The following is a 16,656-nucleotide window of genomic DNA, read 5'->3' on the forward strand; positions in this document are numbered from 1 at the left end:
TCTTGAGTGACGTTCCTCAAGCTAATAACGACAGGGTTCGTCTGGCAAGCTTTTTGTGGCGTGACGACGATTGACAGATGGCAATCCCAATGCGAACCCTCACGTCAATATAGCCCGCTTTCAGACGGGTCGTCGCACGTCTCGCGACAGGGGGAATAGTTGTATGACAAGTTTGACCGTATCGGATTTGCACAAATCTTTCGGCGCAGTACCAGTGCTGCGCGATGTCAATTTGCACATGGAAGACGGAGAGTTCGTTGTGCTTGTCGGCCCGTCCGGTTGCGGCAAGTCGACCCTGCTTCGCATCATATCGGGTCTTGAGTCAGTCAGTGCCGGCACGGTGCAGATCGGCGATGAGGATGTGACCGATGTCGACCCCGCCGATCGCGGCCTCGCCATGGTGTTCCAGTCCTATGCGCTCTACCCGCATATGACCGTCGAACAGAACATCGGGTTCGGGCTGCGCATGGGCGGCATGCCCAAGGAAGAACTGGCCGAAAAGGTCGATCAGGCGGCCCGTACGCTGGAATTGATGCCGCTGCTGAAGCGCAAGCCGAAACAGCTCTCCGGCGGCCAGCGCCAGCGCGTCGCCATCGGCCGCGCCATCGTGCGCGATCCCAAGGTGTTCCTGTTCGACGAACCGTTGTCGAACCTCGATGCCGAACTGCGCGTGCAGATGCGTCTGGAGATCGCCAAGCTGCATCAAACGCTCGGCGCGACGATGGTCTATGTCACCCATGACCAGGTCGAGGCGATGACGCTTGCCGACCGCATCGTGGTGCTGCGCGATGGCCGTGTCGAGCAGGTCGGTTCGCCCGTCGAATTGTATGACAACCCCGACAATCTGTTCGTCGCCGGCTTCATCGGATCGCCCCGGATGAACTTCCTCGCGGGCACGGTCAAATCCGTTTCAGGCAGTGTCGCCGAGGTGCAGCTGACGGGCTTCGGTCAGACCGTTCTGCCGGTGCCGATTCGCGATGGCGCTGTCAGTGCCGGCCAGCAGGTTCAGGTGGGTATCCGGCCCGAACATTTCGTCGCCGCGGACGCGGCGCCCGTTGCCCTGACCGGCAAGGCGGTGGTGGTCGAGCAACTGGGCGGTACGGCCTATATCTACGCTGCCGATGCTGATGGCACGCAGGTCACCATCGAGCAGCGCGGCCATGCGGTGGCCAAGGATGGCGAAGAAGTGCGCGCCGGCGTGCCGACCGACGCCTGCCTGCTGTTCGATGCCGAGGGCAAGCGACTCTAGCGCGAAACAATGGTGGCACGGGGCCGGTGGATAACCACGCGGCCCCGCTCACCCCTCATCCCTGCTGGTCACGTCAGCAGGGCGAGGTCGACCGGAATGTTGCGCTCCAGTATCAGAACGCCGTCGGTGACCGTCAGTCGGCCATGATGGATGGCCGTGCGGCGGGCGTCCGCGTCAGGGGGACCTTCGGTCTGGCTGCGCTCGTCCCATTCGGGGTGGGTGAAATAGTACAGCGCGGCGTGATCGCCGTTGACGACGACGTCGGCGTGGCGGACGAAGCGGCGATCCTCGGGATCGGTGCCGGGCGCGTCGCCGATCAGGCCCTGGCGGGTCCAGTTCACGGTATCGTCGGAGCGATAGACTGCCTGGCCACGCCACTCGTCGACGATCAGCCAGTAGTGGCCACCGAGCGCAAAGACATTAGGCCCCTCGTGCGGCGGCGCGTCGGGCGAACCCGCCAGCACCTCGCCTGCGACGGTCCAGTCCATCAGGTCGGGACTGGTGGCACACCAGGTGGCCGACCCCTTCGACTCGTCCTTGTACCAGAGGCGCCACAGGCCGTCGGGGCAATGATAGACGCAGGCATCGATGCAGCGCGGACTCGACAGTTCCACCGGCCCCAGCCGGGTCCAGGTTTCGAGGTCGTCGCTCACGAAGTGGGTGATGCGGCGCGGCACGTTCCAGTGCGTGGGGGTGCCGGTGATATAGGTCAGGAACATGTGATAGCGCCCCTCGGCGAAAATCACCTCCGGCGCCCAATGCGTGTTGAGCCCACTGTCGCCCGGCGCGTCGAGCCCCTTCACCGTGCCGCGATAGGTCCAGCTGCCGCCGCCGTCGGTGGAGACGGCAGTGCCGATCGGCGAGCCGTGGATCCAGCCGAAGCCGTCCTCGTCCACGCTGGCGCGGCGGTTGGTGTAGAACATCCACCACTCGTCGGTGCCTTCGCGGCGCACGACGACGGGGTCAGCGGCCCCATCCTCGATGGGGTCGCGAAAAACCGGTGCGCTCATGCCGTTTCGTAAGTCCTGACCTGGCGGCCATCGGCCTGTTCAACCAGCCGTCCCGGCCGGTCGAGCATCTCGGTGGCCCGCGCGATCATTTCGGGGTCGCTGCCGAGCTTACCCGCGCCAGCATCGTCGGCCGAGAGCACCGAGGCTTTCAACAGCCGCGAATAGGGGTGCTCGGGGCTGTCGAGCACCAGCCGGGCCGGGCCCATCTCCACCACCCTGCCCTTTTGCATGATGATCAGGCGGTTCGAGATGTAATAGGCGGTCGCCAGATCATGGGTGATGTAGATCACCGAGACCCCGAGATCGTCGCGCAGCGAGCGCAGCAGGTTGACGATCGACATGCGCAGCGACGCATCGACCATCGACACCGGCTCATCGGCGATAAGCAGCGGCGGATTGGGGATCAGCGCCCGGGCGATGGCGGCGCGCTGCAGCTGCCCACCGCTGAGCTCGTGCGGATAGCGTCCCTTCACTTCCTTGAGGCTGAGACCGACCTTTTGCAGGGCCTCGTCCATCGCCTTGTCGATAGCGGTCGTGTCGGTGAGCTTCAGGAAGCGTCGCGCCGTCGATTCCAGATAGCGGTCGATGCGCTTCAATGGATTGAAGGCTTCGAACGGGTTCTGGAACACCGGCTGCACATCGCCCATGAAAGCCAGCCGCTCAGCGCGGCCGACGCGATGGCTCACGGTCTTGCCGTTGAAGCTGATCTCACCCGAGCTCGGCAGCTCGAGCCCCAGGATCATGCGGGCCAGCGTGGTCTTGCCCGAACCGGATTCGCCGATGATCGTGAAGATCTCGGGCTTGTCGGCGGACAGGGTGAAGCTGGCGCCCTGCACCGCGTCGACGGTCTTGCGGCCGAACAGGCCGCCCATGTTGAAGCGCTTGGAAACGTTGTCGACTTTCAGCAGATCGCTCATGCCACGGTCTCCGCAGTCTGTGAGGGTTCGACCAGAGGCTTCACCTCGTCCGAGCGCCAGCAGGCAGAGCGGTGATCATTGGCGACCGTCGTCAGGGGCGGCACGTCGGTCTTGCATTTGTCGATGGCCAGCGGGCAGCGTGGATGGAAGCGGCAACCGCTCGGCGGATCGGCGAGATTGGGCGGCCGGCCTTCGAGCGCCGGACGCTGCGTGGTGTCGCCAATTCGCGGCAGGCTGGCCACCAGATGCGCCGTATAGGGATGTTTGGGCGCAAAGAACATCTGGCGGGTCGGGCCCTCTTCGACGAGGCGCCCCGCATAGATGATGCCGATCCGGTCGGCCATGTTGGCGTGCACGCTCATGTCATGGGTGACGAACACCACCGAGGAGCCCATGTCCTGCTGGATCTCGCGAATGAGTCCCAGCACCTCTTTCTGCACCACCACGTCGAGCGCCGTGGTCGGCTCGTCGGCAATGATGAATTCGGGATGACACACCGTCGCCAGCCCGATGGTGACGCGCTGACGCATGCCGCCCGACAGCTCATGGGGATAGGCGCTCAGCACGTCTGGCGGCAGTTTCAGCCGTCCCAGGTGGTTGATCACGCGCTCACGCAACGCGGCGCCTTTGAGGCCCAGCGGACGGCTGGAGAAATCCTCGAAGGTCTTGCCGATCCGGCGTACCGGATTGAGCACGCTCATCGAGCCCTGCATGATGTAGCTCAGGTGTTTCCAGCGCACCGCCTCGATCTGGGCGGGCGTCGCATCGGCGACGTCGAACGGGGCGTCCTTGAAGTCGTATTTCGCCGTTCCGGCAACAATCCGCATCGGCGGTCGGATCGCCGCCGCCAGCACCTTGATGAAGCTGGTCTTGCCAGACGAGCTCTCGCCGGCGATGCCATAGACTTCGTTGCGGCGGATGTTCATCGTGATGTCGTCGACGGCCTTCACCTGACGGTTCACGCCGAAATAGTTCATCTGGTAGTAGGCCTTGAGCCCTTCGACCTCGAGTATGGGCTTGTCCATCGGATCAGGCTCCCATGCGGCGCAGGCGGCTGCGCGGATCAATGTATTCGTTGACGCTCACCGCGAGCAGGAAGAGCCCGAGGAAGGTCATTGCGATCAGGATCACCGGGATGACGATCCACCACCACACGCCCACCACCATGGCGGAATGCGAGTTGGCCCAATAGAGCACGGTGCCGACGGTCGGGTTGTTGATGTTGGTAAAGCCCAAGACGGCCAGGGTCACCTCGAAGCCGATCGACCACAGCATGTTGTTGAGGAAGGTCGAAAAGACGATCGGCATCACATAGGGCAGATGCTCCTCGAGCAGCACCTTGCGGGTCGACATGCCGGCAAAAATCGCGTGGCGGGTGAATTCACGATGCTTGAGACCCAGGGCGACCGAGCGGATCAGCCGGGCATCGAAGGGCCAGCCGAAGCAGGCCATGATCAGCGCCAGGGTGAAGCTGTCCATGTCGTTGCGCAGCACGAAATAGAACAGCACCAGAATCGGGAAGATCGGCATGGCGACGAAGATGTCGTTGACGAACATCAGCGCCCGGTCGACCCAGCCACCGAGATAGCCGGCAGTCAGCCCCACGGTCAGTGAGATGATGCGGCTCAGCACCGCCACCGTGACACCGAAGATCAGGCTGTTGCGGAAAGCGGCGGAAAGTTGCCAGAACATGTCCTGGCCGCGCGAATTGGTGCCGAACCAGTACTGCCAGGACGGCGGCTGGTCGGGGATCGTCACATAGATCAGCGAGGGATCGACCGGCGCGAAAAAGCTCAGCGAGGAAAAGATCACCACGCTCAGCAGCAGGACGAGCCCAATGGCGAATTCGATATTGTAGCGAATGAGGTCACGGAGGACGGCAAACATGTCGGTTACTCCGCCCGCACGCGTGGATCGAGGATCGGATAGAGCAGATCCACGATGAAGATGGCGACGGCGACCGAGGTGATCGAAACTGTCGAAACGGCCAGCACCAGCGAATAGTCACCGGCATTCACCGCATCGATCAGCAGCGAGCCGAGGCCGGGATAGTTGAACACCTGCTCGGTGATCACCGTGCCGGAGAAGACGCCGCCAAGCGCCATGGCGAGCGCTGTCAGCTGCGGCACCAAAGCATTGCGCATGACATAGCCGAGGACGATGGTGTCGCGCCGCACGGCGCCGAGTTCGGCATAGGTGACATAGTCCTCGGTGACGATATTGCTCACCAGGGCGCGCATGCCGAGGAACCAGCCGCCGAAACCAACCAGCACCAGCGACAGCGCCGGCAGGATCGAATGCAGCAGCACCGAGCCGATGAACTCGAAGGACCAGCCAGGCGTCACGTTCATCGCGAAGCCACCCGAGATCGGCAGTACCGGCCACAGGAAGCCGAAGATGATCAGCAGGATGAAGGCGACGATGTAATAGGGGATGGGCTGGATGCCCATGGCGATGATGCCGAAGGCCTTGAAGAAGCGGTTGTTCTGCATGTAGCCGGCAAGGCCGCCGAACAGGTTGCCGATGGCGAAGGTGATCAGCGTCGAGGTGACCAGCAGGCCGACGGTCCACGGCATGGCGCGCATGACCAGCGTCATCGCGGGCGTCGGGAAGGCGAGCAGCGAGGGACCGAGATCCCCGCGCACCAGCCGCGCCCAGAAATTGATGTACTGCATCAGAATTGGTTCGTTGACCCCGTACATCTCAGTCAGCGCCTCGCGCATCGCGACGATCGCTTCGGGGTCGAAATTGGAACGCGCGGTCATGCGGCCAAGCGCCGTCTCGACCGGGCTGATCGGTGACAGGTGGGTCACGAGGAACGTCGCCGATACGCCGAAAAATACCACGGCGAGCAGTTGCAGGGCGCGTTTGCCGACAAACCAGAAATAGCTACGCATAAAGTCGTCCTAGGTCGTCCTGCCCCCGGCAGGGCTGCGACAGCGGGAGCCGAAACGGCGCGGTGACGTTGTCACCCCGCCGCCGACGGTGGCGGCCCGGCCAATTTGGCCGGACCGTCAGTTGAGCTAGGCGGTCAGCTGACCGGCTCGATCTGGGTAAAGATGTACTTGCCGTTCGACCAGTTGGTGACCGGGTTGGCATAGGGATTGTCGGCGGTCGGCCACCCCGTCCAGTTCCGGTTCGACTGCACCGAGAACACATTGTAGGACATGATCGGGATGTTCGGCATCTCGTCGAGATGCAGCTTCACGAACTCATGGCCGTATTCCAGTGCCTTGGGATCGTTGAAGTCGACACCGCGCACCTTCTCGATGATCGCGTCGAGACGCGGATCGGTCCAGCGCATCCAGTTGCGGCCCGGCTGAATTTCGCCCGGCTCCACGACGAACTCCGAATGGTAGCTGTCGAGGAAGAAGGCAAGGTCCGGATGACCGCCGTAGGTTTCCACGGCCCAGCCGATTTCGACGTCGAAGTCGCCGGCACCGGTCCGGTCCCAGATATCGGTTGCGACTTCCGGGGTCGCATCCACGCCGGCCTGCGACCAGCTCTGGGCAATCATCACGCCAAGTCGGTTGATCACGCCTTCCTGCGGGATCAGCACGGAGAAGGCGAAGGGCTCGCCATTGGGCATCATCCACTTGTTGCCCTGCTTGGTGAAGCCGGCCGACATCAGCAGCTCGGAGGCCGCCTCGAGGTCCTGCTTCCACCAGCCGTAACCGAAGGCGTTGCGCACGGCCTCCTCGTCGGTCGGCACGCCGTCACCGAACTGCGGGCGCACCATATCGGCGATCTGCATGCCGATATTGGGGTCATACGGCTTGATCTTGCGGGTGCCGGTGTCGATCTCGTAGTTGATGAGATAGTCCTGCAGCGGCGCATGATAGTCGCGCGGATGCGTTCCGGTCGGCGGGATCGAGATGGCCGACAGCGTCGCCGCACCGCGATAGGACGCCATGGACATGGCGCGGGCGTCGAGCATGAGCGTGAGAGCCCAGCGGACGCGCTTGTCCTGGAACATTTCCTTTTGCAGGTTGAACACGGCCATCGGCAGGGTCGGATCGGGATGCGCGTAGGGGAAGCCCGAGAACCAGCCCTGGGTATCCGCATCCTGCTGCACGATCGAGAACGTGCCTTCCGGCGACAGATCGTGGATCATGTCGAGATTGCCGTTGCGCATCTCGATCAGGCGATTGTCGGTCGAAATATTATTGCGGTAGATGATGAACTGCGGCTTGGGCTCGCCGACCAGCGCGATCGTGGTCTTGTCCCAGTCGGGCCGCTTTTCCCAGATGTACCAGGTGCCGTTCGGGTCGAACGAGTGCAGGGTGTAGGGCCCGAGGCTAACCGGCGGATTGTTGTCGAAGGACAGGATGTCGTCGACCTTCTCGAACACGTGCTTGGGCATGATCCATGCCGCATTCCAGCGCACCGCGAAGGTGGTGTGGAAGCGCGAGTTCGGCGCCTTGAGCTTGAAGTGGACGGTGTATTTGTCCGGCGCGGTGACTTCTTCGACCTGGGTCGAGAAGGCGCCATACCAGCCGGTGCCCGGCAGGTTGGCCTGGGTCTCGACGGTGTAGACCACGTCGTCGGCAGTGAACTCGACGCCGTCGGACCACATCATGCCTTCGCGCAGCTTCACGGTCATTTCCGTGAAGTCGTCATTGTACTCCCACGGGCCTTCGGCCAGCGAGTAGTAGATGGCGTTTTCGCTGGCTTCGGGAATGCCGGCATCGGGGTCGATGTACCACAGCGTATCCGCGGTCAGCTGCTGCAGGCCGGTCGACAGACCGCCGCCACCGTTCACCCACAGGTTGAACCAGCCCGGATTGCGGATCGTGCCTTCCGGATTGTGCACGATGACGGTCTGCTCACGCGGAAAATCCGTGATCGGCAGGCCGGCTTCCTGCGCCCAGGCCGTGCTGCTCGCCGCAAGCGCCAGCGCGCTGGCAGACGACATCAGCAGAAAATTTCTTCTATCCATCGATTTCCTCCCTTGAAGCGCCCTGTCGCGCTCCGTTCATCCCGGACTGCTCAAAGCAGCCCGCCTCATCCCCAGGGTGTCAGATTCCTGATCATCCCTTTTTAGATGCTAGCCCATGCGCGCATCTTGTCAACGGCATATCCGATATAAATCAGACTTGCGAATATTGAAGCGGCGCAAGGGCTTATCGGGCGCGTCTTGGCAGCCGCGACCCTGTGGCACGTGCGCCCTGCAGTCGAACAGTCCGGCTACGCGCCGCACGCCGCAGGGCTTGAATTCCGGCCGGCTAAGCTGTCGCTGTCGGCCTGCCGCATCCGGTCCCATATTACCGGGTGCGACAGGCCTTGAGCTTCACAATACAGTGTGCCCTCAGAGCTTCACACGCACCATCTGGTACGAGTAGGGCGGCAGTGGCACGGTCAGCATGCCATCGGCAAGCTTGGCCCCTTCGCCGGCCTTGGGCGCCACTTCGTCCTGGTTCTTGGCCGTGTTGACGGCTTTCAGATCAGGATGCGTCATCACCTGATGATCGACCACTTCGCCACCGGCAAAGCCCTGCAGGCTCACTTCGGCATCGATCGATTCACTCGGATTGCGGTTGACGAGGAAGAAGGTCAGCGTGCCCGCCTCTTCGTCATGCACGCCCGAAATGTCGACGAACGGCGTGTCCTCGCGGTGCTTCGTCTCGTAGCCCGGTGAGCTGGTGAGGAGCTGCAGCGCCGTACCGCGGCCATAGCGCGAGGCGAAGTAGTACGGGTAGTAGATGGTCTGGGCCCAGGCGGGACCGCCCTTTTCGGTCATGATCGGGGCGATCACGTTCACCAGCTGGGCGATACAGGCGATCTTCACCACATCGGAGCGGCGGATGAAGGTGTTGAGGATCAGCCCCACCATCAGCACGTCTTCGAAATTGTAGATGTCCTCGAGCAGGCCCGGCGCATGCGGCCAGCCGCTGTTGCCGTCCAGGATCTCGCGGTCCTTCTTGTTCGAATGGTACCAAACGTTCCATTCGTCGAAGGAGATGTAGATGTCCTTGTTGGATTTCTTCTTCGCCTTCACCTGCTTGATCGTCGCGGCCACCGTATCGATGTAGCGGTCGAGCTTGTGGCTGAGGCCGAGATAGTTCGGCGTGTCGTCGTCGCGGTTGGCGAAGTACATGTGCAGCGAGATATGATCGACGTGATCATAGGTGTGCTCGAGCACGATGCGCTCCCAGTCAGGGAAACTGGGCATGTCCATGTGCGACGAGCCGCAGACGATCAGCTCGAGCGAGGAATCGAACATGCGCATGGCGCGGGCCGTGTTGGCGGCGAGCTTGCCATATTCGTCGGCATCCTTGTGGCCGACCTGCCAGGGGCCGTCCATCTCGTTGCCGAGGCACCACATCTTGACGTTCCAGGGCTCCTTGCGACCGTTCTTGATGCGCAGGTCGCTCCAGTAGGAGCCGCCGGGATGATTGACGTACTCGAGGAAATTGCGGGCCTCGTCGACGCCGCGCGAACCAAGGTTCACGGCCAGCATCATCTCGGTGCCGACGGTGGCGCACCAGTCGGCGAACTCGTGAATGCCGACGGCATTGGATTCGGAGGTGTGCCAGGCGAGATCGAGCCGGGTCGGGCGCTCTTCGCGCGGGCCGATGCCGTCTTCCCAGTTATAGGCGGAAACGAAATTGCCGCCGGGATAGCGCACCATCGGCACGTCGAGATCCTTGACCAGCTTGGCGACGTCGCCGCGCATGCCATCCGCATCGGCGGTTGGGTGGTCCGGCTCGTAAATGCCCTCGTAAACGGCACGCCCGAGATGCTCGAGAAACGCCCCATAGACACGATCGTCGATTTTCGAGATCGTGAATTCCTTGTTCGCAACGACGGTGGCTTTCACCGCATCCTCCTCCGATAGTCCATATTCCTGATCTATATCAGTTTATGCGGTTCTATCGGTGGCGCTTGGTCAGCGCAAGGCGGCTTGATGATCCATTGGTCGCAAAATGACGGGAGCGCCCGATCGAACCGGGCAGCGCAATGCCGTCAGCCCGCGGTTTCCAGCCGCAACAGGATGTCCTGATCGTAATTGCCGAAGCCGCGGCCGAAGATATTGATGCCGCCGGGATGTTTCGCATCGGGCTTCACGGCAATGCGCAGCCGAATCGAATGGTGCGTTCCGAGGTCGAGATCGGACAGCGAGATCGGCGAGATCTTCATGCCGTCGACAAAGGTGCCCTCATGGGTGACGCGCCAGCTCTTGAGCTTGCCATATTGCGAGCCCTTGAGCTTCCACCAGTCCGGGGTGAAGACGCCGCGGCGATCGCCGAAATCGCCGGTCGACAGCCATGTGCCGATTTCAGTGCCATTGACGCTCAGGGTGATGTCGCTCGGCCAGTCGGCATGGGTGCCGGGCACTTCCGAGCTCAGCTCCATGGCGAATTCCATGCTCTCGATGGTCTTTTGCGCCAGCTTGGCATTGTTGGGAAACTGGTACTCGACATAGCCGCGGGTGAACCAGATCAGCCCGGCGTTCATCCGGTCCGGATCGAGGAACGTGTCCGGCACATCGAGCATGCCGATGATGCCGGTCGTCGAGCACAGCCCGCAGGGCGAGGAGACATCGCAACTGGTATAGAGCCCCAGCGGCATCGCCACCTCGATGGTATTGGCCCGCACTGCGCCGGTGTCTTCCTTGAACATCACCAGCACTTCGTCGAACAGCGAGTGGCAGATCTTCTGGTTGCCCTTGCGCGCCTTGCGCGACTCCGTGCGCACCAGCCCGGCATCGACCAGCACCTGCAGGTTGGAGCTGATGGTCGACTGCGGCTGGGCGAGGCAGGTGGCGATGTCGTTGACGTTCATCGCGCCTTCGACCTGCAGCAGTTTCAGCATGCCGACGCGCAGTTCGGAAGCCAGCGCGCGCAGCACTTCGGGCTGCTCCGAGGGGTCGACGACAAGGAAGTTCCGGCTCATGCTGATCAGGCCTGTTTGATAGGGACGCGATGTGTATCAAACTTTCCGATTACGACAAGGCGCAGGTCCGGGGCGCGCGTCCCCTCGCGGCGAAATTGCTTCAAAGTGTTGCGCTTCAGCCCTCTTCGCGCGCCTGACGCTCGGAGATCGTGGCGCTGGCCGCGATCAGGGCCTGGCGCGTCGCCTGGCGTGACGGCGCGTCGAGACTGTCGAGCCGCTCGGTATAGGGGCAGGCAAAGACCGCCAGCACCCGGCCCATGGGCCCCAGCACCGGCACGGCGAGATTGCGCACCCCGGCAATCTGGCGGCTCGGGACATCACCATAGCCTTGCGCGAGAATGGTCTGCAGCTCCGCCGCGACGGCATCGTCGAGCGTCTGGGCCGGCTGCTGCTCGGCCAGTATCAGCCGGCGCTCCTCGGCGGGCGTATGCGCCAGCAGAACGAGGCCCGACCCTGTGCCCGTGAGGCTGAAACGGGCGCCGGTGCGGATCGAGACATTCCAGTAGTCCGGTGCATCGACCTGCGCCACGACAATCAGCGCGCCGCGATCATAGACACTCAGATGGCAGGCCTGCCGCGTGTCGCGGGCGAAGCTCCGCATCGCCGGCATGGCGGCATTCACCATCCGGCCGAGCGGCGGCCGGGCGTGCGCCAGTTCGAACAGTTTCAGCGTCACCTCGTAGCGGTCGGCGGGTGTGCGCCGCACATAGCGGCGCCGCACCAGCCGGTCGAGCATGCGGTAGATCTCGTTGGCGCTGCGGCCCAGCGCCTTGGCGATCTCGGCCTGGCTCAGACCCGCGTCGCTGTCGGCGAGCAGCTCGAGAATATCGAGCCCCTTGTCGAGCGCCGGGGCGCGATAGCGGTCCGCATCATGCGGGTCGGACATCTGCTGGTCTCCCGGCGCCCCAAAGCGGCGCATTCACTTGCGCAGTCATGCGGCGCAGCCCGAGGTCGCATTGACGCCGCTGCGCGGCGCATGCTTACTTGCAAATAGTCTATTCACATATGGATGATCGAGACAATGGCCGCGCTTCCGGCCATCCGGTGCCGGCAAGGCGCCACGTCCACCATCCGGTTTCAGGGAGACCCAAATGGCCGACATCAGCGGCAAGATCGTCCTCATCACGGCCGCCGCGCAGGGCATCGGCCGGGCCTCGGCCGAAGCCTTCGCCAAGGCGGGCGCCACGGTGATCGCCACCGACATCAATGCCGACCGGCTCAAGGAGCTTGACGGCACGCCGGGCATCACCACACGGGTGCTGAACGTCCTCAAACCCGAAGAGGTCGAAAAGGCCGTGGCCGAGATCGGCCACATCGATATCCTGTTCAACTGCGCTGGCGTCGTTCATTCCGGCACGGTGCTTGAGATGCCGGACTCCGACCTCGAATTCGCTTTCGACCTCAATGTCTGGGCGCAGGTGCGGGCCATCAAGGCGGTGCTGCCGCAGATGCTGGAGCGCAAGGACGGCTGCATCATCAACATGGCGACTGTCGCCAGCTCGGTGACGGGCGTGCCGAACCGCGCCGCCTATTCGATCTCCAAGGCCGCGGTCATCGGGCTCACCAAATCCATGGCCGCCGACTATACCGACAAGGGCATCCGGGTGAACGCCATCGCGCCGGGCACGGTGGAATCGCCGAGCCTGCACGAGCGCTGGCACGCCACCGGCGATTTCGAAGCGGCCAAAAAAGCGTTCATCGCCCGTCAGCCGATCGGCCGCATCGGCCAGCCCGAAGAGATCGCCGATCTCGCGGTCTATCTCGCGGGCGCCACCTACACGACCGGCCAGGTTCACAATATCGACGGCGGCTGGACCGCCTGATCACGACCCGAACGGCCGGTGGCATCGCGTATGCCGCCGGCCAGATCTGCAGCCGCCGTTCATCAAGATGGCGATTCCGGCGCGCTGGCGCGGCGATTTTGTGCGGCCGCCACCGCCGCGTGCCCTGGTGCCCGGCCAACGCTAGCGGCCAGCGTAGCCAAGACCGGCCACAAGCCCCTGCCCTACCAGCACGAACCAGAACTTGTGCCCGCGCCTGCCGCCCGTGCCAGACTGCTCCAGTCACTACGGCCTGGGAGGCAGCGCGAGAGAGCGAAAAACCGACAGAAAACGATATCGGCGAAAACCGTTCAGTCCGTCCGCCGTTCAGGCGGGCTGGCCGAGCCGCTGCACTTCGGTGCGGACGATGGTGATGTGGTTGCGCATCTCGGTTTCGGCCTCATGCCGTTCGCCGCGCAGGATCGCCTCGACGATCAGCCCGTGCTCGGCATGCGATTTCGCCAGCCGCCCGAGCGCGTTGAACTGCGCACGGCGGAAGGGCTGCACGCGCTGCCGCGTCGAGCGGGTGATCTCGCCCAGATAGGCATTGTGCGCGCCGTCGTAAATCAGGGCGTGGAACTCGTCGTTGCGCTCGCCATAGCCGACCGCGTCGCCGGCCCGCACCAGCGCCGCCATTTTCGTGTGCAGCACGTCGAGCTGTTCGCGCTCCGCCGAACTCATGGCTTCGGCCGCAAGGCCGGCGCAGAGCGCTTCGAGCCAGGCCATCACCTCGAACATCCCGGCCAGCACGGCATCGTCGGGCTTGGCGACCAGCGCTTTCGCATGCGGACGCTGATCTACCAGCCCGCTCGCCGCCAGCTGCCGCAGCGCCTCGCGCACCGGCGTGCGGCTCACCGCGAATTCAGCCGCCAGCTGGGTTTCGTCGAGCGGCGTACCGGGCTCGATCAGGCCACCGATGATCCGCTCCGCGATCTGGCGGCGGATCTCTTCGGAGGATGTGCGCTTCAACACGGGAACTGCTCCTAGGCCGGCGCGTCGATGATGCTGACATGGGCGGCGGCCACCTTCCAGCCGGTCGCGGTGCGGATCCAGGTCTGCATCTGCCGGCCGATCTTTCCGGGCGCTTCATCGCGCCGGAACAGCGTCGACGCGATCGCCATCTGGTCGCCATAGCTGGTGATGACGGTATCTTCCAGCGTCCGCGCCAGCCCCTGTGCCGGGCGGGCATTGCGGAAGGCCCGGATCGCCGCGATGCCGTAAAGGTTCTCGGAAATGCCGTAGCGGATGGTCTCGGCGCTATCGAGAAACAGCTCGTCCAGCACGGCGACATCATTGCCCACCAGCGCCTCCTCATAGCGCGCAAAGACGGCCCGCACTTCGGCCAGCACTTCGGGGCGGTTGGACGCCATATCGCTCATGGCCGACGCTGTTCCATGCGCGACCGCAGCGCCGTCAGGAACGGAATGTTCTCGAACTGATCCGGCCGCACCCGCTCCCAGTCGACGCCCCCCGGCCGCTGGTCGCGATTGCCTGTGGCGATCAGCCCCTGTTCGGTCGCGACATAATCGAGCGGCGAGTCATGGGCTTCCAGCACCACGCGATCGGGTCCGACGAGCTGGCTCGAATGAATGGTGGTCGCGATCGGCGTCGTGTCCGAAATGATCCCAAGTTCCCGGAAGATCGCGGTTTCGAGATCGGCAAAGCCGGCGCCCTTGCCGGTCCGCCCGCCGAGCCGCGAGACGGCGACCGAGCCGACCACCGCGAAATCGAGCGGCGCAACGTCCTCGAACTCGATGCGCTCGCCATGCGCCATGAAGCCTTCCGAGGTGGCGGCCAGCTCGAACGAGACGCCCTTGGCTTTCAGTACCTCCGGATCGAGCCTGAGATAGGGAAATTCGCGCGTCAGATAGGGCACCGGGGCATAAACGGTCTTGCCCTGATAGAGTGCCCGCAGCCGCACCGGGATCTGCGGCGCGTCGGGATTGGTCTTGACGGTCTTCGCCGCCGCCCATTCCGGTGCCTGCGCCAGATGCCAGGCCGCGAGGTCGGCGCCGACGAAATTGGGGATCATGCTCCAGGCCGGCCCGACGGCCACGCCGTCCGCTTCCAGCGATCGCCACACGTCGTTGCGCACCAGATCCTTTTCCGGGTTGCGTCCGGCCCAGCGCCCCGCATCACTCATCGTCGGTCTCCGCAAATTGTTTCGCCACCGGCGCCACGCAGGCGCCCGAGGTTTCGAGCTGATAGGCAATGCGCAGCGCCAGGTCCTCGCGCCAGGGCGGCGCGATCACCTGCACGCCGAGCGGCAGATCGGCGCCCGGCAGCCACACCGGCACGGCGCAGACCGGCAGGCCGATGAAGCTGATGGGCTGGGCATAGATCCCGAGGTTCGGCCGCACCGGCATTTCGACACCGGCGAAACTGGCGGTCTTCTGGCCGATCAAAGGCGCCTTCATCGGCGTCGAGGGCGCCAGGATGGCGTCGAATTCGTCGAACAGCGGCAGCACTTTCTCGCGCCAGGCCCGGCGCAGCTTTTGCGCCTTGTCGACCCAGGCGGCCGGCAGCATGGCGCCGGCCAGCAGCCGGTCGCGGGTATCGGGATCGAAATCGTCGGGGCGTTCACGCAGGCGGTCGAGATGCAGCGATGCGCCTTCGGCCATGGTGATCAGAAAGGCTGCGGCCCGCGCCGAGGGCACGTCCGGCAGGCTGACCGTCCGCGTCGCGTCGAGGGCCTTGGCCACATGCTGCACATGGGCCTGCACGTCCGCGTCGCCGATGAAATAGCCGTCGGCAATGCCGATCCGCAGCCCCGGCACCGGGTGGCGCAGGCGCGCGACCGTGCGCTCATGCGGGCGCTTGGTCTGGGCCGGGTCGGCCTCGTCATAGCCCTGCATCGCGTCATAGGCGAGCGCCAGATCCGTCGCCGAGCGCGCGAAGGGCCCGAGATGATCGAGGCTCGCGACAAACGGGAAAGTGTGGGCGCGGCTCAGCCGGCCATAGGTCGGCTTCAGTCCGAACAGCCCGCACAGCGAACTCGGCACGCGGATCGACCCATTGGTGTCCGACCCCAGGCTCAGCGGCGTCAGCCCACCGGCAACGCAGCTCGCCGACCCGCCGGAGGAACCGCCCGACATGTGGTCGAGCGCATGCGGATTGCGCGACGGGCCGTGGTGGGCGTTTTCGCCGGTGAAGTCATAGGCATATTCGCCCATGTTGACCGCGCCGACGAGAATGGCGCCCGCCGCCTCGAGCCGGGCGATCAGCGTCGCATCCTCGGCCGCCGGGGGATCGTCGCCGTTGATCTTGGAGCCGGCGAGGGTCGTCACGCCCTTGATGTCGAACAGGTTCTTGGCCGAAAACGGCACCCCGGCCAGCGGTCCCACCTCGACGCCATTGGCCACCATGCTGTCGATGCGGTCCGCGGCCTCGCGGGCCCGGGACATGGTGACTTCGGTAAAGGCGCCCAGCGTGTCGTTATGTGCGGCGATCCGGTCCAGACTGGCATCGATCACCGCCCGCGCCTTGACCGTACCGGCCTGCACGCCCTCGGCAATCTGCGCCGCGGTCGCCGTCGCCTTGAGCAGCGGGTTCATGGCCGATAGACCGCCGCCGGTTCGGCGTCGTCGGGCAGTTTCACCTGTTCGAGCAGCGCCGCCATCTTGGCCGCGGTCTTCAGGTTCATGCGGATGCCCTGCCGATAGTCCTCGTCGATCCGCAAATGCAGCAGGTTGGCCGACGCGTCCATCATCGCATCGGCATCGAACGGTTTATAGGCCATGTCCCCCGACGCCTCTTTGCTGTCC

The 16,656-nt window shown here is 64.2% G+C and carries 16 protein-coding genes; 2 read left to right on the top strand and 14 right to left on the bottom strand.

Translation table 11 applies throughout. From position 1 onward, the window contains the following. Positions 1-163 precede the first annotated feature (163 nt). On the top strand, positions 164-1,249 hold the full coding sequence (locus ACN0TK_RS03620) for an ABC transporter ATP-binding protein (RefSeq protein ID WP_417308077.1): 1,086 nt from the start codon (positions 164-166) through the stop codon (positions 1,247-1,249). Between the two features lie 68 nt (positions 1,250-1,317). Here ACN0TK_RS03620 and ACN0TK_RS03625 read toward each other — a convergent pair whose 3' ends face one another. The 9 genes from ACN0TK_RS03625 to ACN0TK_RS03665 all read right to left on the bottom strand — a co-directional run bounded on the left by ACN0TK_RS03625 (position 1,318) and on the right by ACN0TK_RS03665 (position 11,958). Next, positions 1,318-2,259 carry a family 43 glycosylhydrolase gene (locus ACN0TK_RS03625; protein ID WP_417308078.1) on the bottom strand — a complete coding sequence of 314 codons (942 nt, stop codon included), beginning with the start codon at positions 2,257-2,259 and terminating at the stop codon, positions 1,318-1,320. Continuing rightward, on the bottom strand, positions 2,256-3,176 hold the full coding sequence (locus ACN0TK_RS03630; RefSeq protein ID WP_417308079.1) for an ABC transporter ATP-binding protein: 921 nt from the start codon (positions 3,174-3,176) through the stop codon (positions 2,256-2,258). The genes ACN0TK_RS03625 and ACN0TK_RS03630 overlap by 4 nt, the downstream gene beginning before the upstream one ends. Next, a complete protein-coding gene (locus ACN0TK_RS03635; protein ID WP_417308080.1) occupies positions 3,173-4,201 on the bottom strand; it encodes an ABC transporter ATP-binding protein in 1,029 nt (342 codons plus the stop codon). Before ACN0TK_RS03635 ends, ACN0TK_RS03630 begins: the two co-directional genes overlap by 4 nt. A 4-nt stretch (positions 4,202-4,205) precedes the next feature. After that, positions 4,206-5,063 carry an ABC transporter permease gene (locus ACN0TK_RS03640; protein WP_417308081.1) on the bottom strand — a complete coding sequence of 286 codons (858 nt, stop codon included), beginning with the start codon at positions 5,061-5,063 and terminating at the stop codon, positions 4,206-4,208. 5 nt (positions 5,064-5,068) lie between these two features. Continuing rightward, positions 5,069-6,073 (bottom strand): ABC transporter permease, encoded by a 1,005-nt coding sequence (locus tag ACN0TK_RS03645; protein ID WP_417308082.1) that lies wholly within the window; start codon positions 6,071-6,073, stop codon positions 5,069-5,071. A 134-nt stretch (positions 6,074-6,207) separates the two neighbouring features. Further along, positions 6,208-8,115 carry an ABC transporter substrate-binding protein gene (locus ACN0TK_RS03650; RefSeq protein ID WP_417308083.1) on the bottom strand — a complete coding sequence of 636 codons (1,908 nt, stop codon included), beginning with the start codon at positions 8,113-8,115 and terminating at the stop codon, positions 6,208-6,210. A 369-nt stretch (positions 8,116-8,484) separates the two neighbouring features. Beyond that, entirely contained in the window at positions 8,485-9,996 is a 1,512-nt protein-coding gene (locus tag ACN0TK_RS03655) for an alpha-N-arabinofuranosidase (protein ID WP_417308084.1), read from the bottom strand. A 146-nt stretch (positions 9,997-10,142) separates the two neighbouring features. After that, positions 10,143-11,072, bottom strand: coding sequence for an ArsR/SmtB family transcription factor (locus tag ACN0TK_RS03660; RefSeq protein ID WP_417308085.1), 930 nt, complete (start codon positions 11,070-11,072; stop codon positions 10,143-10,145). Positions 11,073-11,187: 115 nt separating this feature from the next. After that, positions 11,188-11,958 (bottom strand): IclR family transcriptional regulator, encoded by a 771-nt coding sequence (locus ACN0TK_RS03665; RefSeq protein ID WP_417308086.1) that lies wholly within the window; start codon positions 11,956-11,958, stop codon positions 11,188-11,190. 205 nt (positions 11,959-12,163) lie between these two features. On the opposite strand from ACN0TK_RS03665, the gene ACN0TK_RS03670 reads away from it, so the two are divergent. Then, positions 12,164-12,895 (top strand): SDR family oxidoreductase, encoded by a 732-nt coding sequence (locus ACN0TK_RS03670; protein WP_417308087.1) that lies wholly within the window; start codon positions 12,164-12,166, stop codon positions 12,893-12,895. Positions 12,896-13,219: 324 nt separating this feature from the next. Here ACN0TK_RS03670 and ACN0TK_RS03675 read toward each other — a convergent pair whose 3' ends face one another. Genes ACN0TK_RS03675 through ACN0TK_RS03695 form a run of 5 tightly spaced genes read right to left on the bottom strand, consistent with a single transcriptional unit; the run spans position 13,220 to position 16,631 of the window. Then, positions 13,220-13,864, bottom strand: a complete 645-nt coding sequence (locus ACN0TK_RS03675) for a GntR family transcriptional regulator (protein ID WP_417308088.1) — start codon at positions 13,862-13,864, stop codon at positions 13,220-13,222. An 11-nt stretch (positions 13,865-13,875) separates the two neighbouring features. Next, the gene (gene hpxZ / locus ACN0TK_RS03680) at positions 13,876-14,262 is read right to left on the bottom strand and encodes an oxalurate catabolism protein HpxZ (RefSeq protein ID WP_417308140.1); all 387 of its coding nucleotides are present in this window, start codon (positions 14,260-14,262) and stop codon (positions 13,876-13,878) included. Positions 14,263-14,267: 5 nt separating this feature from the next. Beyond that, positions 14,268-15,035, bottom strand: a complete 768-nt coding sequence (locus tag ACN0TK_RS03685) for a 5-formyltetrahydrofolate cyclo-ligase (RefSeq protein ID WP_417308089.1) — start codon at positions 15,033-15,035, stop codon at positions 14,268-14,270. Further along, a complete protein-coding gene (locus tag ACN0TK_RS03690) occupies positions 15,028-16,446 on the bottom strand; it encodes an AtzE family amidohydrolase (RefSeq protein ID WP_417308090.1) in 1,419 nt (472 codons plus the stop codon). The genes ACN0TK_RS03685 and ACN0TK_RS03690 overlap by 8 nt, the downstream gene beginning before the upstream one ends. Continuing rightward, complete coding sequence (locus tag ACN0TK_RS03695) at positions 16,443-16,631, bottom strand: DUF4089 domain-containing protein (protein ID WP_417308091.1); 189 nt, start codon at positions 16,629-16,631, stop codon at positions 16,443-16,445. Before ACN0TK_RS03695 ends, ACN0TK_RS03690 begins: the two co-directional genes overlap by 4 nt. Positions 16,632-16,656 lie beyond the last annotated feature (25 nt).

The organism is Devosia sp. (genome assembly GCF_048261455.1).
GTDB lineage: Bacteria > Pseudomonadota > Alphaproteobacteria > Rhizobiales > Devosiaceae > Devosia_A.

What these genes read in the sequence shown, in the direction of transcription:
- ACN0TK_RS03620 (WP_417308077.1), top strand. Translation starts at nt 164, where the DNA reads ATGACAAGTTTGACCGTATCGGATTTGCACAAATCTTTCGGCGCAGTA.
- ACN0TK_RS03625 (WP_417308078.1), bottom strand. Translation starts at nt 2,259, where the DNA reads ATGAGCGCACCGGTTTTTCGCGACCCCATCGAGGATGGGGCCGCTGAC.
- ACN0TK_RS03630 (WP_417308079.1), bottom strand. Translation starts at nt 3,176, where the DNA reads ATGAGCGATCTGCTGAAAGTCGACAACGTTTCCAAGCGCTTCAACATG.
- ACN0TK_RS03635 (WP_417308080.1), bottom strand. Translation starts at nt 4,201, where the DNA reads ATGGACAAGCCCATACTCGAGGTCGAAGGGCTCAAGGCCTACTACCAG.
- ACN0TK_RS03640 (WP_417308081.1), bottom strand. Translation starts at nt 5,063, where the DNA reads ATGTTTGCCGTCCTCCGTGACCTCATTCGCTACAATATCGAATTCGCC.
- ACN0TK_RS03645 (WP_417308082.1), bottom strand. Translation starts at nt 6,073, where the DNA reads ATGCGTAGCTATTTCTGGTTTGTCGGCAAACGCGCCCTGCAACTGCTC.
- ACN0TK_RS03650 (WP_417308083.1), bottom strand. Translation starts at nt 8,115, where the DNA reads ATGGATAGAAGAAATTTTCTGCTGATGTCGTCTGCCAGCGCGCTGGCG.
- ACN0TK_RS03660 (WP_417308085.1), bottom strand. Translation starts at nt 11,072, where the DNA reads ATGAGCCGGAACTTCCTTGTCGTCGACCCCTCGGAGCAGCCCGAAGTG.
- ACN0TK_RS03665 (WP_417308086.1), bottom strand. Translation starts at nt 11,958, where the DNA reads ATGTCCGACCCGCATGATGCGGACCGCTATCGCGCCCCGGCGCTCGAC.
- ACN0TK_RS03670 (WP_417308087.1), top strand. Translation starts at nt 12,164, where the DNA reads ATGGCCGACATCAGCGGCAAGATCGTCCTCATCACGGCCGCCGCGCAG.
- hpxZ (WP_417308140.1), bottom strand. Translation starts at nt 14,262, where the DNA reads ATGGCGTCCAACCGCCCCGAAGTGCTGGCCGAAGTGCGGGCCGTCTTT.
- ACN0TK_RS03685 (WP_417308089.1), bottom strand. Translation starts at nt 15,035, where the DNA reads ATGAGTGATGCGGGGCGCTGGGCCGGACGCAACCCGGAAAAGGATCTG.
- ACN0TK_RS03690 (WP_417308090.1), bottom strand. Translation starts at nt 16,446, where the DNA reads ATGAACCCGCTGCTCAAGGCGACGGCGACCGCGGCGCAGATTGCCGAG.
- ACN0TK_RS03695 (WP_417308091.1), bottom strand. Translation starts at nt 16,631, where the DNA reads ATGGCCTATAAACCGTTCGATGCCGATGCGATGATGGACGCGTCGGCC.